7 protein-coding genes, 2 tRNA genes and 3 rRNA genes are annotated in these 15863 nt (G+C 61.7%); 3 read left to right on the top strand and 9 right to left on the bottom strand.

Annotated elements, in window-relative coordinates; translation table 11 throughout:
* Positions 1–682: 682 nt before the first annotated feature.
* Complete coding sequence (locus AC0L58_RS00060) at positions 683–2572, bottom strand: MFS transporter (RefSeq protein ID WP_473688513.1); 1890 nt, start codon at positions 2570–2572, stop codon at positions 683–685.
* A 329-nt stretch (positions 2573–2901) separates the two neighbouring features.
* Here AC0L58_RS00060 and AC0L58_RS00055 point away from each other — a divergent pair, with 329 nt between their 5' ends.
* Positions 2902–3489 carry a helix-turn-helix domain-containing protein gene (locus AC0L58_RS00055; RefSeq protein WP_473685438.1) on the top strand — a complete coding sequence of 196 codons (588 nt, stop codon included), beginning with the start codon at positions 2902–2904 and terminating at the stop codon, positions 3487–3489.
* 69 nt (positions 3490–3558) lie between these two features.
* On the opposite strand, the gene glyS is transcribed toward AC0L58_RS00055, so the two are convergent.
* Entirely contained in the window at positions 3559–5706 is a 2148-nt protein-coding gene (gene glyS / locus AC0L58_RS00050; protein ID WP_473685436.1) for a glycine--tRNA ligase subunit beta, read from the bottom strand.
* Positions 5703–6623 carry a glycine--tRNA ligase subunit alpha gene (glyQ, locus tag AC0L58_RS00045; protein ID WP_473685434.1) on the bottom strand — a complete coding sequence of 307 codons (921 nt, stop codon included), beginning with the start codon at positions 6621–6623 and terminating at the stop codon, positions 5703–5705. The genes glyS and glyQ overlap by 4 nt, the downstream gene beginning before the upstream one ends.
* A gap of 99 nt (positions 6624–6722) precedes the next feature.
* Between glyQ and tfpB the strand changes: the two genes are divergently transcribed.
* Positions 6723–8543, top strand: a complete 1821-nt coding sequence (tfpB, locus tag AC0L58_RS00040) for a type IV pilus assembly ATPase TfpB (RefSeq protein WP_473685432.1) — start codon at positions 6723–6725, stop codon at positions 8541–8543.
* A gap of 30 nt (positions 8544–8573) precedes the next feature.
* The gene (locus AC0L58_RS00035) at positions 8574–9299 is read left to right on the top strand and encodes a glutamine amidotransferase (protein ID WP_473685430.1); all 726 of its coding nucleotides are present in this window, start codon (positions 8574–8576) and stop codon (positions 9297–9299) included.
* Positions 9300–9311: 12 nt separating this feature from the next.
* On the opposite strand, the gene AC0L58_RS00030 is transcribed toward AC0L58_RS00035, so the two are convergent.
* The 6 genes from AC0L58_RS00030 to AC0L58_RS00005 all read right to left on the bottom strand — a co-directional run bounded on the left by AC0L58_RS00030 (position 9312) and on the right by AC0L58_RS00005 (position 15587).
* Positions 9312–9995: a rhomboid family intramembrane serine protease gene (locus tag AC0L58_RS00030; protein ID WP_473688512.1), complete on the bottom strand. Its 684-nt coding sequence runs from the start codon at positions 9993–9995 to the stop codon at positions 9312–9314.
* Positions 9996–10144: 149 nt separating this feature from the next.
* Positions 10145–10258: ribosomal RNA gene (gene rrf / locus AC0L58_RS00025) — 5S ribosomal RNA — on the bottom strand.
* A 302-nt stretch (positions 10259–10560) separates the two neighbouring features.
* Positions 10561–13442 (bottom strand): 23S ribosomal RNA (locus tag AC0L58_RS00020).
* A 207-nt stretch (positions 13443–13649) separates the two neighbouring features.
* Positions 13650–13725, bottom strand: a tRNA-Ala gene (locus tag AC0L58_RS00015).
* 15 nt (positions 13726–13740) lie between these two features.
* Positions 13741–13817, bottom strand: a tRNA-Ile gene (locus AC0L58_RS00010).
* Between the two features lie 225 nt (positions 13818–14042).
* Positions 14043–15587: ribosomal RNA gene (locus tag AC0L58_RS00005) — 16S ribosomal RNA — on the bottom strand.
* Together the 16S, 23S and 5S rRNA genes with 2 tRNA genes alongside form the textbook arrangement of a ribosomal RNA operon.
* Positions 15588–15863 lie beyond the last annotated feature (276 nt).

Raw genomic sequence — 15863 nt, 5'->3', positions numbered from 1 at the left:
CGGCGCGCGACACAACCACAAAGCGGCGGGCATAGCCCGCCCTACGGCGATGCTGTGTGCGTGATTGGTGGTTGGCGGCCGGGTGGGTTGACCGAGGAGATTCCCGCCTAAGCGGCAAGGTCCGGCTCCGCGGTAGGGCGGGCTCTGCCCGCCGAAGGGTCGGCGCACGACACGGCCACGAGCGGCGGGCATAGCCCGCCCTACGGCGATGCTGTGTGCGTGGTTGGTGGTTGGCGGCCGGGTGAATTGACCGAGGAGGTTCGCGGCTGATCGGCAAGGTCCGGCTCCGCGCTAGGGCGGGCTCTGCCCGCCTTATGGTCGGCGCACGACACGGCCACGAGCGGCGGGCATAGCCCGCCCTACGGCGATGCTGTGTGCGTGATTGGTGGTTGGCGGCCGGGTGGGTTGACCGAGGAGGTTCCCGGCTGGTCGGCAAGGTCCGGCTCCGCGGTAGGGCGGGCTCTGCCCGCCATATGGTCGGCGCACGACACAACCACAAAGCGGCGGGCGGAGCCCGCCCTACGGCGTGTGCCTTGTCGAACGTTGGCGGCTGATCAGCAGGGTCCGGGCTCCGAGGTAGCGCGGGCTCTGCCCGCCACACGACGCAACCACAAACGGCGGGCATAGCCCGCCCTGCATGCTTGGGTTGCGTTGGTGCGGAGGATTCGGGTTGCGGCGTGGTTTACGGTCGGTCGCCGCGCAGTTCGCGTACGCGGGCCTCCAGGCTTGCGGCGGTGGCCTGCTGCGCAGACACGGGCATGTCGACGACCAGTTCGACGCGGGCGCGGAATCGACGTGGCAAGCGCGAGCGGTGCAGCATCGAATCGCGTCGGCTCCAGACGCTGCCCCACAGTCCACGCAGCGCCATGGGTATCACCGGCACCGGACGCCGCGCCAGGATCTGTTCCACCCCCGGCCGGAATGTGGAGATTTCGCCATCAGACGTCAGTCCGCCTTCAGGAAAGATGCACACCAGCTCGCCATCGGCCAGCGCGACATCGATCGCGTCCCAGGCTTGCTGCAGCACCTCGGGGTTTTCCTTGTGCCCGGCTATCGGGATTGCCTTGGCGGTGCGGAACACGAAACTCAGCAGCGGCGTGTTGAAGATTTTGTAATACATCACGAAGCGCGCCGGGCGGCGCAGGTTGGCCATCAGCAGCAGTGCGTCCATGAAGCTGACGTGGTTGCACACCAGCACCGCCGGGCCCTCCTCGGGCAGGTGCTGCATGCCGTCGACGCGAACCCGGTACAGCGTGTTCACCAGCACCCAGGTGATGAAGCGCATCAGGAATTCGGGCACCAGGGTGAAGATGTACGCCGCCACCAGCACGTTGAGCAACGCCGCCGCCAGGAAGATCTGCGCCGCATCCAGCCCCAGCGCGCCCAGGCCCATCCCGAAGCCGGCGGCCAGCACGATCAAGAGGGCGTTGATGATGTTGTTGCCGGCAATCACCCGCGACAGTCGCTCGCTCGGCGTGCGCGACTGCACGAAGGCGAACAGCGGCACCACGTAGAAACCGGCGAACACGCCGATCGCGGTGAGATCCATCACCACGCGCCAGCTGCCGGCGCCATGCAGGAAGGCCAGCCAGTCCTGCCCGCGCGCCGCCGCCATGCCATGCCGGGCCAGGTAGAGATCGATGCCGAACGCGGTAAGGCCGAACGCGCCCATCGGCACCAGACCGATCTCCACCCGCTTGCCCGACAACTTCTCGCACAACAGCGCGCCGACGCCGGTGCCGATCGAGAACAGGGTCAGCACCAGGGTGTTGACCGAGCCGTCACCGCCCAGCGTCTCGCGCGTGTAGATCGGCAACTGCGCGATCAGCACGGTGCCGAAGAACCAGAACCAGGAGATGCCCAGCACGGCGTTGAACACGGCGCGGTCGGCGCGGGTGATGCCGAGCACGCGGGCCGTTTCGCTGAACATGTTCCAGTTGAATTTCAGGTCCGGCGCGGTGGCCGGAGCAAGGGGAATACGCCGGCTCGCGAGATAGCCGGCAGTCGCCACCGCGATGGTGGCTCCGGCGGCCAGCAGCGGCCCGACGCCAGCTACCAGCATCAGCGAGTTGCCGACGATCATGCCGATCAGCATGGCCATCTGCGTGCCCATCTCGACCAGACCGTTGCCGCCGACCAGCTCCTCGCGCTTCAGCGCCTGCGGCAGGATGGCGTATTTGATCGGGCCGAACATGGTCGAGTGCATGCCCATCATGAACAACACGATCAGCAGCAGCGAGGTGTGATGGGTGTAGAAACCGTACGCGGCCAGCAGCATCGCCGCGATTTCGAACAGCTTCACGTAACGGATGATGCGACTCTTCTCGTACTTCTCGGCCAGCTGGCCGGCGGTGGCGGAGAACAGGAAAAACGGAATGATGAACAGCGCCGGCGCCAGGTTGGTGTAGATCCCCACGGTGCGATCGTCCAGCCCCATCTGGAACGCCACCAGCATCACCAGTGCATTGCGGAAGGCGTTGTCGTTGAACGCACCCAGTGCCTGGGTCCAGAAGAAGGGCGCGAAGCGCCGTTTGCCAAGCAATCCGAACTGGCTCATGCGATGTCCTGTGATGGTCCCCCGGCCCGTTACGGCCGGCGGCGCCAGCGTGAAGGTAGCAGCAGGGCGCGACCGGAACAAAGCCGGGCAATCCGCGGAAACTCTGCGGCGCCGACGGTGTCAGAGCGGTGTCGTCAACCTGTTGTCGGGCAAGGCCGTTACTGCAGAACAGCCGCGCGGAAGCGTCGCGTCGAGGCCGGCCCGGGGCTTGCACAGTTGGCACAATGGCGGCGACAGGCGCAAAATGCTGCGTGGACGGAACGGCTCCCATCGTGGTGACGCCCCGTTTTCGCAATATGTTGCGCCGCGGCGCGGTTTCTGACTCCCAGTACACGGCCATTCTCATGAGCATGCAGCAACCCTCCCCCCAAAGCAGTGGCAGCACCTTCTCGGATCGCATCCGCCTGTTGATCCAGCGCGTCGGCAGTGCCACCGAGATCGCCCGCATGTGCGGATTTTCCGAAGGCGTCGTGCGCAGTTGGCGCGACGGCAACACCGACCCCTCCCGCGCCCGCTGCGTTACCCTGGCGCGCACGCTCGGCATCTCGCTGGTGTGGCTGGTGGCGGGTGAAGGGGCGATCCAGATGGATCCGTCCACCAATCTGGTCGACGAGCAGTACAGCAGCGAAGTGGTGCGGTCGCACGGGCCGCGTACCAAGCTGGATTCGGTCAAATCGGGTACGGTGACCCGGATGCCGTTGACGACCCACGCCAACGGCCTGGATCCGCAGCGATTGAATACCGCGATGCAGATGCTGCAATCGGAACTGGAGCTGACGGACAGTCCGCTGACCCTGGCCGATAACACCGACCTGCTCACCGAACTTTATGAAATCCTCGGTCCGGGCGGCGTCAATGTGGATTCCAGCGCGATGATGGCATTCAATCGCCACCTGGCCGAACGCGTGAAGAACAGCCGCCGCAACGCCTGATCGCGACTCGAGCCATGCAGTGAAAACGGCAGCCAGATGGCTGCCGTTTCTGTTTCGGCGTAGCGGTGTTCAGAGCAGGGCGATATCGGCGACGGTGCTGAACTGGGACTTCAACTGGTTCAGCAGCGCCAGCCGGTTGGCACGCACGGCGGGGTTGTCCGCATTCACCAACACGCTGTCGAAGAACGTATCCACCGGCTGCTGCAGCTGCGCGAGCCGCGCCAGCACCGCCGCATAGTCGTTGGTGGCCAGCGCCTCGGCGCTGTCAAGCTGGGCCGCCGCCAAGGCTTGGGCCAGATCGCGCTCGGCATCGGCTTCGAAGTGGGCCGGATCGACCGTGCGGCCAATCGGCGGCGCGCCCGCTTCCTCGGCCTGCTTGCGCAGGATGTTGGCCACGCGCTTGTTGGCCGCCGCGAGGCTGGCCGCTTCCGGGCAACGACCGAATTCGACGACGGCGCGCAGTCGTCGGTCGAAATCGGCCAGACCGGTTGGCTGCACGGCGAGCACGGCTTCGAAATGCGCGTGGGCGAAGCCCTGCTCGGCGTAATAGCCGCGCAGGCGGTCGAGCACGAATTCGACTAGTTCATCGACCAGGATCGCGCGGCGCTCGCCGGCGTTCAGGCTGGGTCGTTTGCCGTCCTTGCCCGGCTTGAGCCCGGCCGCCAGGGCGTCCTCCGGCAGCAGCTCCAGCGCCTCGACGAAACTGCCGCGCAAATCCAGATCCATCCCGCCCTCGATCAGGGTGCGGGCCAGCCCCAGCGCCGCGCGGCGCAGCGCGAACGGATCCTTGTTGCCGCCCGGCTTCATGCCGATGGCGAAGATGCCGGCCAGGGTATCCAGCCGTTCGGCCACGGACAGCACCTGGCCCAGCTTGTCCGCGGCGATGCGGTCGCCGCCGAAACGCGGCTGGTAGTGACTGTCGAGCGCCTCGGCCACCGCCTCCGACTCGCCGTCGTGACGGGCGTAGTAGCGGCCCATCACGCCCTGGAGTTCGGGGAATTCACCGACCATGCGGGTCAGCAGGTCGCACTTGGCCAGACTGGCCGCCCGCGTTGCCTCGGCGGCATCGACGCCGACCCGGTTGGCGACGATCCGCGCCAGCTCGGCCACGCGCACGCTCTTGTCCCACTGGCTGCCCAGCGCCTGCTGGTAGGTGACGTTCTTCAGCTGCTCCTGATAGCTGGCCAGCGGCGTCTTCAGGTCTTCGTCCCAGAAAAACTTGGCGTCGGCGAAACGCGGTCGGATCACCCGCTCGTAACCACGGCGGATCTCGGCCGGGTCCTTGCTCTGGATGTTGGCAATGCCGATGAAATGCTCGGTCAGCTTGCCGTCGGCATCGAACACCGGCACGAACTTCTGGTTCGCCACCATGGTGGTGACCAGTGCCTCGGGCGGTACGTCGAGGAAGGCGCGCTCGAAGGTGCAGGCGATCGCCGCCGGCCATTCGGTGAGATTGGCCAATTCGTCCAGCAACCTGTCGTCCAGCCGCGGGGTGCCGCCGATATCGGCAGCGACCTGATCGATCTGGTCGCGGATGCGCCGGCGCCGCTCGCGCGGATCAGCCAGCACTTTCGAGGCGCGCATGGAGTCGAGCCAGCCATCGGCGTCGGCCACGTGCACGGGTTGCGGGTGCATGAAGCGGTGACCGCGCGATTTGCGCCCACTGACCAGGCCCAGCACCTCGCCGTCGATGATTTCGGCGCCGTGCAGCATGACCAGCCAGTGCACCGGGCGCACGAAGCTGTAGTCATGATCGGCCCAGCGCATCGGGCGCGGGATCGGCAATGCCTTCAGTGCCTCGTCCACGATCTCCGGCAGAAGGGCTGGCAGCGACTGGCCGGCTTTCACCGTGCGCCAGACGAACCAGGCGCCCTTGTCGGTTTCCAGCTTTTCCAGCTGGCTGACGTCGACACCACAGGAGTGCGCAAAACCGAGCAACGCTTTTGACGGCTGGCCTTCGGCGTCCTGCGCGGCGGCCAGCGCCGGGCCGCGACGCTCGATCTCCTGATCCGGCTGGGAACCGGCGACGGCGGGAATGAAGGCGGCGAGACGGCGCGGCGAGGCGTAGGCCACAGCCTGGTCCAGTCCGGCGGCGACCCCGCGTTTGGCCAGGCCATCGCAGATGCCGCGCAGGAAGGCGGCGGACAATTCATCGAGCGCCTTCGGCGGCAGTTCCTCGGTACCCAGTTCGATCAACAGCGACTTGCCGGCGTTCATGCGGCCTGCTCCTGGCTGCCCGCGGCAACCGACTTCAGGCCCGGGAAGCCGAGCTTTTCACGTTGCACCACGTAGGCCTCGGCGACGCCGCGGGACAACGCGCGCACGCGCAGGATGTAGCGCTGGCGTTCGGTGACACTGATCGCCCGCCGCGCATCGAGCAGGTTGAAGGTATGGCTGGCCTTCATCACCTGCTCGTAGGCCGGCAGCGGCAGGTTGGCTGCCACCAGCTTGTTCGCCTCGCCCTCGCACACGTCGAACCAACGCAACAGCTCGGTGACGTTGGCATGCTCGAAGTTGTAGGTGCTCTGCTCGACCTCGTTCTGCAGGAACACGTCGCCGTAGCTGACGCTGCCACGCGGGCCATCGGTCCAGACCAGGTCGTAGACGTTGTCCACGTTTTGCAGGTACATCGCCAGCCGTTCCAGGCCATAGGTGATTTCGCCGGTGACCGGACGGCATTCGAGGCCGCCGGCCTGCTGGAAGTAGGTGAACTGCGTCACCTCCATGCCGTTCAACCAGACTTCCCAGCCCAGCCCCCAGGCACCCAGGGTCGGCGATTCCCAGTTGTCCTCGACAAAGCGCAGGTCGTGCACCAGCGGATCGAGGCCCAGCTCCTTCAGCGAACCGATGTACAGCTCCAGGATGTTCTCGGGGTTGGGCTTCAACACCACCTGGTACTGGTAATAGTGCTGCAGGCGGTTGGGGTTCTGACCGTAGCGGCCGTCGGTGGGTCGGCGCGAAGGCTGCACGTAGGCCGCCGACCACGGCTCCGGGCCGAGCGCGCGCAGGAAAGTCGCCGGGTGGAAGGTGCCGGCGCCGACCTCGGTGTCGAGCGGCTGCAGCAATACGCAGCCCTGTTCCGCCCAGTAGCGGTTGAGGGTCTGGATCACATCCTGGAAGGTGCGCGCAGACATGGCTTTCCGTGAGCTTGGCTAAAGCGCGTTAGTATAGCCGCAGCTTGCTTTGCGGCTGGAAATCCCGGCCGGCGCGCTGCTGCGGAGGACGCTATACGGATGGCCGCTTCACCCCAAATCGCAACCCTGCTGGGCAGTCGTGGCCGGCTGGAACTGGACGAAGTACTGGCCGCACTGGTGGTCGACGGCTACGTGCTGGGCGAGGATGCCAAGAACGTCCGCATGGGCGCACGCGCAGGCCGCAGCACGGTGGAGTTGAATCCGCTGGTGCTGATTGCCAACGCGAAGCTGGCGAATCAGCACGAACCCGGCCGCCCACTGAGCCTGGAGGCGCTGACCGAATGGTTGGCGGGCCACGCCGGACTGCCGTACCTGAAAATCGATCCGATGAAGATCAACGTCGCCACGGTCACCCAGGTGGTGAGCCTGGCGTACGCGAAACGACACCGCATCCTGCCGATCGCGGCGAGCGTCGGCGAGGTGACGTTTGCCACCAGCGAGCCGTTTGATGATGGCTGGGCGCCCGATCTGGCGCAGATGCTTCGGCGTGACATCAAGCGCGTCGTGGCCAGCCCGCTCGACATCAACCGTTATCTGCAGGAATTCTACGGCGTCCAGCGCTCGATCCAGCTGGCGCAGGACGCCAAGACCGGCAGCGACAGTTCGGCGGCGATCCTCAACTTCGAGCAACTGGTCGAACTGGGCAAGAGCGGCGAGGTCGGTGCCGACGATCGCCATGTCGTGCACATCGTCGACTGGCTGCTGCAGTACGCGTTCGAACAGCGCGCTTCGGATATTCATCTGGAACCCCGGCGTGACACCGGCTACATCCGCTTTCGTATCGACGGCGTGATGCAAAAGGTGTTCGAACTGCCGGCGCCAGTGATGACCGCGGTCACCGCGCGCATCAAGATCCTGGCGCGCATGGACGTGGCCGAGAAGCGCCGTCCGCAGGATGGCCGCATCAAGACACGCTCGGCCTCCGGTCGCGAAGTGGAACTGCGCATCTCCAACATGCCCACCGCCTTCGGCGAGAAGGTGGTGATGCGTATCTTCGATCCGGACCTGGTGGTGAAGGATTTCGCCCAGCTGGGCTTTTCACCGAGCGAAACGGCCAACTGGCGCGGCATGGTGGAGCGCCCGCATGGAATCGTTCTGGTCACCGGCCCGACCGGTTCGGGCAAGACCACCACGCTGTATTCCACCCTCAAGCACCTGGCCACGCCTGAACTCAATGTGTGCACGGTCGAAGACCCGATCGAGATGGTCTCGCCGGAGTTCAACCAGATGCAGGTGCACGCGGCGATCGATCTGGATTTTGCCGCCGGCGTCCGCACCCTGCTGCGGCAGGATCCGGACATCATCATGGTCGGCGAAATCCGCGACCTGGAAACCGCGCAGATGGCGGTGCAAGCCTCGCTGACCGGTCATCTGGTGCTGTCGACCCTGCACACCAACGACGCGCCCAGTGCGGTCACGCGCCTGCTCGATTTGGGTGTGCCGCACTACCTGATCCAGTCCACCCTGACCGGCGTGGTCGCGCAGCGCCTGGTGCGCACGCTGTGTCCGCACTGCAAGCAGGTGACCACGCAGGACCCGCAGTCGTGGAACATCCTTACCCACGGCTGGAAGATGCCGGTGCCGGAGCAGGTGTGCAAACCGGTGGGCTGTCTCGAATGTCGCAACACCGGTTTCATGGGACGCACCGGCATCTATGAAATGATGCGATTGTCGCGCCGGTTGCGCAGCATGATCTCGGCGCAGCTCGATCTCAGCGGTTTCGGTCAGGCGGCGCTGGCCGAAGGCATGCGGCCGCTGCGGATATCGGCAGCCGACCAGATCGCGGCCGGCCTGACCACGGTGGAGGAAGTACTCACCGTGCTTCCGCCGATCGACGGTTTCGATCAGGATCAATCGTAACGAGCCACCACCCTTCCGCGGACCCCTTGCATGAAACCCGTATTGATCATCCGCACCGGCCGGGCGCCGGACGCCATCCGTGCCCGCCATGGCGACTTTCCGCACTGGTTCCGGGTCGTTGCCGGGCTGCGCCCTGAGCGCGTGCAACTGGTCGACGTGGCCGCCGGCGAGGCGCTACCCGCCCCGCAAGCGGTGGCCGGTGCCATTGTCACCGGCTCCGCCGCCATGGTGACTGAAAAGCTGCCCTGGAGCGAAGAGACCGCCAGCTGGATTCGCCATGCGATGGACGAGGCGTTGCCGTTGTTCGGCGTCTGCTACGGTCATCAGCTGATGGCCCATGCCTTGGGCGGGCGCGTCGGCTATTTGCCGGGCGGGCGCGAAATCGGCACGCAAACGATCGAGGTTTCGAGCCACCACGAGGGCGATCCGCTGATGCGCGTCCTGCGCGGCGGCTTCCGCGCACACACCACTCACGAGCAGTCGGTGCTTGAGCCTCCTCCGGGAGCAAGCGTCCTGGCCAGCTCGTCGCGCGACCCGCACCAGATTCTTCGTTACGGTCCCCATGCGATCAGCGTGCAGTTTCATCCCGAGTTCAACGCCGAGGTGATGCGCGCCTACATCCGGCGCAAGCGCGCCGATCTTCGTCGCGAAGGAGCCGATCCCGAACGGATTTTCAAGGAGGTAGCCGCGACCCCCGTGGCACGCCGCCTGTTGCGCCAGTTCGCCCGCCAGCATGCATGGAGTGCGGGTCCCTGACGCTCGTGCCCTTCAACCTCGCAATCGACGCGCAATCGCGTCGCGCGAGAACAGCGCGAAGATCACGCCAAACACGAAGCCCGCGATGTGCGCCCACCATACATAGGCACCGTAGCTGGGCCCGGCGTAACTGAACAGCAATTGCAGCAGCACCCACATGCCGATCAGCAGGAACGCCGGCACGCGCACGAATTGCAGATAAAGGCCCAACGGCAGCACAAGGCCCAGCTTGGCCCGCGGAAACAGCGCCACGTAGGTGCCCACGACCGCGGACACCGCGCCACTGCAGCCAATAATCGGAAGCCGTACACCTGCCAGCGACAAGGCACCCATCAGGTTGGCCACGATGCCGCCGACCACGAACAGCAGCAGGAATCGGAACGAGCCCAACGCGCGCTCACCCGGCAGCCCGAATATCACCAGGAAGAGCAAATTGCCCAACAAGTGCAGCCAGGTAACGTGAATGAACAAGGCCGTGAACAAGCGCAGCAGCGCCGGGTCGGTCAGTTGCGGCAACACGGCATCATGCGCGTTGAAAATGTTCGCCGGCACCGTGCCCCACTGCAGCAACAGCACGACTCGCTGTGAGGACGGCATCATGGCCAGTCCCACGAAACACACCACGCAAACACTGACGATCAGCAAAGTTGCCCAGTGCCAGCGAGGTTTGCGGCGTGTTTCGACGTGGACGAACAAAAGGGATGTCTCCATGGATGGCAGCGAACTGCCTGGTCGGTCCATCATAGGCGAACACAGCCACCGCGCCCTGATCCAGTCGCGTCTTCGGCTGCCGCCCAAAAAGAAAAACCCCCACCGTTTCCGGTGAGGGTTGATCAGGATAAAGCCCCTGGCGGTGACCTACTCTTGCATGGACGAGCCACACTACCATCGGCGCATGCGCGTTTCACTTCTGAGTTCGGGATGGGATCAGGTGGGACCACGCCGCTATGGCCGCCAGGGAAGGGGTGGGAGCAGCGCGTAGGCGCCGGCTCCACATTGGTTGAAGAGTCGGCCTGGCAGCCGGCTCTCCCGCGGAGATTCCCTCGGAGAGTTGAAGAGTCCGCCATGGACGGCGGGGTGTTGACTCTTCTTCTCGTGAGAAGGATCTCACGTGAAATAAGTTGTAAACGAGTGACAAGCGTCGAGGTCGATCGAACTATTCGGCAAATGCTTCGGAACGATCGCTCTTTCGATGAGTCCAGCCATGGATGGCTGGGCTTTTCGCAGAGGGATCTGCACGTGTGAAGCCACTTGGGGTTATATGGTCAAGCCGCACGGCTCATTAGTATCAGTTAGCTCAACGCATTGCTGCGCTTCCACACCTGACCTATCAACCACCTGGTCTTGATGGTGCCTTAAGGAGAGTCAAGCTCTCGGGAGATCTCATCTTGGGGCGTGCTTCCCGCTTAGATGCTTTCAGCGGTTATCACTTCCGTTCATAGCTACCGGGCAATGCCATTGGCATGACAACCCGAACACCAGCGGAACGTCCACTCCGGTCCTCTCGTACTAGGAGCAGCCCCCCTCAAATCTCCAACGCCCACGACAGATAGGGACCGAACTGTCTCACGACGTTCTGAACCCAGCTCGCGTACCACTTTAAATGGCGAACAGCCATACCCTTGGGACCGGCTACAGCCCCAGGATGTGATGAGCCGACATCGAGGTGCCAAACACCGCCGTCGATATGAACTCTTGGGCGGTATCAGCCTGTTATCCCCGGAGTACCTTTTATCCGTTGAGCGATGGCCCTTCCATACAGAACCACCGGATCACTAAGACCTACTTTCGTACCTGCTTGATCCGTCGATCTCGCAGTCAAGCACGCTTATGCCTTTGCACACAGTGCGCGATGTCCGACCGCGCTGAGCGTACCTTCGTGCTCCTCCGTTACTCTTTGGGAGGAGACCGCCCCAGTCAAACTACCCACCATACACGGTCCCTGATCCGGATTACGGATCGAGGTTAGAACGTCAAGCACTTCAGGGTGGTATTTCAAGGATGGCTCCACCAGAACTGGCGTCCTGGTTTCAAAGCCTCCCACCTATCCTACACAGAAGAACTCAACGTTCAGTGTAAAGCTATAGTAAAGGTTCACGGGGTCTTTCCGTCTTGCCGCGGGAACGCTGCATCTTCACAGCGAATTCAATTTCACTGAGTCTCGGGTGGAGACAGCGCCGCTGTCGTTACGCCATTCGTGCAGGTCGGAACTTACCCGACAAGGAATTTCGCTACCTTAGGACCGTTATAGTTACGGCCGCCGTTTACTGGGGCTTCGATCAAGAGCTTCGCCTTGCGGCTGACCCCATCAATTAACCTTCCAGCACCGGGCAGGCGTCACACCCTATACGTCCACTTTCGTGTTTGCAGAGTGCTGTGTTTTTGATAAACAGTCGCAGCGGCCAGGTTACTGCGACCCTTCAATGCTCAGTCACGCACGTGACCACATCGAAGGGCGCACCTTCTCCCGAAGTTACGGTGCCATTTTGCCTAGTTCCTTCACCCGAGTTCTCTCAAGCGCCTTGGGATTCTCACCCTGCCTACCAGTGTCGGTTTACGGTACGGTTCTTCTATAGCTGAAGCTTAGTGGCTTTTCCTGGAAGCGTGGTATCAGTCGCTTTGCCCAATAGGGCTCGTCTCGGTGCTCGGCATAAAGGGTCCCGGATTTGCCTAAGACCCATGCCTACCGCCTTTCCCCGGGACAACCAACGCCCGGTAGACCTAACCTTCTCCGTCCCCACATCGCACTATAGAAAAGTGCAGGAATATTAACCTGCTTCCCATCGACTACGCATTTCTGCCTCGCCTTAGGGGCCGACTCACCCTGCGCCGATGAACGTTGCGCGAGGAAACCTTGGGCTTTCGGCGTGGGGGCTTTTCACCCCCATTATCGTTACTCATGTCAGCATTCGCACTTCCGATACCTCCAGCATGCTTTACAACACACCTTCACAGGCTTACGGAACGCTCCTCTACCGCGTACACACAAGTGTGCACACCCCGAGCTTCGGTGCATGGCTTAGCCCCGTTAAATCTTCCGCGCAGACCGACTCGACCAGTGAGCTATTACGCTTTCTTTAAAGGATGGCTGCTTCTAAGCCAACCTCCTGGCTGTCTATGCCTTTCCACATCGTTTTCCACTTAGCCATGACTTGGGGACCTTAGCTGCGGGTCTGGGTTGTTTCCCTTTTCACGACGGACGTTAGCACCCGCCGTGTGTCTCCCGGATAGTCTGTCCTGGTATTCGGAGTTTGCCATGGTTTGCTAAGTCGCGATGACCCGCTAGCCATAACAGTGCTCTACCCCCAGGAAGATTCGTCCGAGGCGCTACCTAAATAGCTTTCGAGGAGAACCAGCTATCTCCGAGTTTGTTTAGCCTTTCACTCCTATCCTCAGCTCATCCCCATCTATTGCAACAGATGTGGGTTCGGTCCTCCAGTGCGTGTTACCGCACCTTCAACCTGGCCAAGGATAGATCACTCGGTTTCGGGTCTACTGCCTGAGACTATGCGCCCTATTCAGACTCGATTTCTCTTCGCCTCCCCTATACGGTTAAGCTTGCCACAGACAGTAAGTCGCTGACCCATTATACAAAAGGTACGCAGTCACCCTTGCGGGCTTCCACTGCTTGTACGTATACGGTTTCAGGGTCTATTTCACTCCCCTCTCCGGGGTTCTTTTCGCCTTTCCCTCACGGTACTAGTTCGCTATCGGTCAGTCAGGAGTATTTAGCCTTGGAGGATGGTCCCCCCATGTTCAGACAAGGTTTCACGTGCCCCGCCTTACTCATTTTCATATCAAGTGCCCTTTCGTCGACTGGGCTATCACCATCTATGGCCGGCCTTTCCATGCCGTTTGACTAGAACACAAGATACTTTTGGGCTAGTCCGCGTTCGCTCGTCGCTACTGACGGAATCTCGGTTGATTTCTTTTCCTCCGGGTACTTAGATATTTCAGTTCCCCGGGTTCGCCTTGCATGACTATGTATTCATCATGCAATACCGCTTGCGCGGTGGGTTTCCCCATTCGGACATTGCCGGATCAAAGCTTGTTGCCAGCTCCCCGACACTTTTCGCAGGCTGCCACGTCCTTCATCGCCTCTGACTGCCAAGGCATCCACCGTATACGCTTAGTCGCTTGACCATATAACCCCAAGTCGCCTCGGGGCACGCCCCCTCCTCAGGGGCAGCCAAGTTACTTCGTTTTCGTGCCTTAACACTTGCCTCGGTTCGGTTTCGAACCAAGACGCTTGTCACTCGTTTACGTGTTTTCAAAGAACATCGTACCGGCCTCAATGCCGGACGATTTCAAAAATCTTTGGTGTGCTGATACTTCACGCGTCCGAGTCCTTGGTGGAGCCTATCGGGATCGAACCGATGACCCCCTGCTTGCAAAGCAGGTGCTCTCCCAGCTGAGCTAAGGCCCCAAGGAACCCTTGGAATGGTGGGTCTGGGTGGACTCGAACCACCGGCCTCACCCTTATCAGGGGTGCGCTCTAACCACCTGAGCTACAGACCCATGAAAGGTGAACCCCAGAACCCGCGAGCCAATCACTCTAGTTACCCCTTCGAAGCGGTCGTTAGCTCCGTTCGAAGCGGCTGTTGTGAAGAGTCCGGCCATGGATGGCCGGTCTTGATGTTCGCTCTTCGCAACAGGGAGGTTGCGTCAAGCAAACCCTTCGCGTGAAGTACAGGTGTCTTGTGTGGACGTCTTGCAACTTTACGTTGCGACTGCCATTTCTTGAAAGGAGGTGATCCAGCCGCACCTTCCGATACGGCTACCTTGTTACGACTTCACCCCAGTCATGAACCACTCCGTGGGCGTCGTCCTCCTTGCGGTTAGACTAACGCCTTCTGGAGCAACCCACTCCCATGGTGTGACGGGCGGTGTGTACAAGGCCCGGGAACGTATTCACCGCGGCATAGCTGATCCGCGATTACTAGCGATTCCGACTTCACGGAGTCGAGTTGCAGACTCCGATCCGGACTGGGATCGGCTTTCTGGGATTGGCTCCACCTCGCGGTTTCGCAACCCTCTGTACCGACCATTGTAGTACGTGTGTAGCCCTGGCCGTAAGGGCCATGAGGACTTGACGTCATCCCCACCTTCCTCCGGTTTGTCACCGGCAGTCTCCTTAGAGTTCCCGACATTACTCGCTGGCAACTAAGGACAAGGGTTGCGCTCGTTGCGGGACTTAACCCAACATCTCACGACACGAGCTGACGACAGCCATGCAGCACCTGTGTTCCGATTCCCGAAGGCACTCCCGCATCTCTGCAGGATTCCGGACATGTCAAGGCCAGGTAAGGTTCTTCGCGTTGCATCGAATTAAACCACATACTCCACCGCTTGTGCGGGCCCCCGTCAATTCCTTTGAGTTTCAGTCTTGCGACCGTACTCCCCAGGCGGCGAACTTAACGCGTTAGCTTCGACACTGATCTCCGAGTTGAGACCAACATCCAGTTCGCATCGTTTAGGGCGTGGACTACCAGGGTATCTAATCCTGTTTGCTCCCCACGCTTTCGTGCTTCAGCGTCAGTGTTGTCCCAGATGGCCGCCTTCGCCACTGATGTTCCTCCCGATCTCTACGCATTTCACCGCTACACCGGGAATTCCACCATCCTCTGACACACTCTAGCTCGCCAGTATCCATTGCCATTCCCAGGTTGAGCCCGGGGATTTCACAACAGACTTAACGAACCGCCTACGCACCCTTTACGCCCAGTAATTCCGATTAACGCTTGCACCCTTCGTATTACCGCGGCTGCTGGCACGAAGTTAGCCGGTGCTTATTCCTCAGGTACCGTCAGCCCCATAGGGTATTAACCCGTGGTATTTCGTTCCTGATAAAAGTGCTTTACAACCCGAGGGCCTTCTTCACACACGCGGCATTGCTGGATCAGGCTTGCGCCCATTGTCCAATATTCCCCACTGCTGCCTCCCGTAGGAGTCTGGGCCGTGTCTCAGTCCCAGTGTGGCTGATCATCCTCTCAGACCAGCTAGCGATCGTCGCCTTGGTAGGCCATTACCCTACCAACTAGCTAATCGCACATCGGTCCGTCCAACCGCGCGAGGCCCGAAGGTCCCCCGCTTTCTCCCGTAGGACGTATGCGGTATTAGTCCCGGTTTCCCGAGGTTATCCCCCACGTCTGGGTAGGTCCCGATGCATTACTCACCCGTCCGCCACTCGCCATCAAGAGAGCAAGCTCTCTCATGCTGCCGTTCGACTTGCATGTGTTAGGCATGCCGCCAGCGTTCAATCTGAGCCAGGATCAAACTCTTCACTTAAGTTTTCGACAACCTCACCCTTGCGGGCTTGGCCATCTATCTTTCTGAAGCGTATGTTCCCAACCAATCAAAACTCATTACTGACTTTTTACTTGGTGGGACGCTTGCATTGCTTGGACAGGTCGTAACCTTCCATCGCAAGACGTCCACACAATTCACCTGCGCACACTGTCAAAGATCTTCTCGCTTGCAGCCTGTTTCCAGCCTGCGCCCCGTGACCTTTCGTCCCGGGTGAGCCGCCCATTCTACATCGCTTTTCGGGGTCGTCAACACCTT

This window comes from Rhodanobacter sp. G2-10 (assembly GCF_055809185.1).
Note: the sequence above shows the minus strand (reverse complement) of the source record. Positions and strands in the feature narration are given on the sequence as shown.